1 protein-coding gene is annotated in these 766 nt (G+C 43.3%); it reads left to right on the top strand.

The genetic code is table 11. The features are described 5' to 3' along the window. Window positions 1-766 (top strand): glycoside hydrolase domain-containing protein (locus JZY04_RS21040; protein WP_220577468.1); only part of this gene is annotated, 766 nt, incomplete at both ends.

Here is a 766-nt window from a genome sequence, read left to right as displayed (position 1 = left end):
ATGGCAGCTTTCGTCTTAGTTTCAAACGGCGATGCTAAGGTTCGAACCATGCAGCAAGCGCTCAACCGTAAATTCTCTGGGGAATTACAAGAATTGATGCCGTGTGATGGCGTTTATCAACGAGCAACTAATACAGCGTTGATTTATGCCTTACAACGAGCAATCGGTATGAGTTCTGCGCAAGCAAATGGTAACTATGGTCCAGGGACAATTGCCGCTACACCTACTGTTAATCAGGGAGCCAATAGCGACGTTGTCCAGGTCATCCAATACGGCTTGTATGTGAACGGCTTTTATACAGGGGCATTTGATGGCTATTTTAGTTCAGACGTAGCAACGGCAGTGGTAGCTTTTCGAAAGTTTATGAATTTACCGCCATTTAATAGCACAGCTGACCTAACCGTCATCAAAGGATTGTTGACTAGCAACGGCAATACTAATCGTGATTCAAATACTTTTGATACAGCAACTCAATTAAGTGCTGCACAGGCAAAACAACTAAAGCAATTCGATTTTTCAATAGTTGCTCGTTATCTAACTGGCAGCGTTGGTGCAGGGGCTGCCGAACGTGATAAATACTTGACTTCCACGGAACTTGCAAATCTTACTGAGGCTGGACTAAAAGTTGTGCCAATATATGAAGATGGTGGCTATGAGTTTGATTACTTTAGTCTACAGCAGGGAATTCATGACGGATTTGTTGCAAGTAGTACTGCTGCTAAGTTAGGGTTTCCGGCTGCAACTACGATTTACTTTGCAGTTGATG

The sequence above is a fragment of the Bacteroides sp. 11BF genome (genome assembly GCF_019633765.1).
GTDB lineage: Bacteria > Bacteroidota > Bacteroidia > Bacteroidales > Bacteroidaceae > Bacteroides > Bacteroides hominis.
Note: the sequence above shows the minus strand (reverse complement) of the source record. Positions and strands in the feature narration are given on the sequence as shown.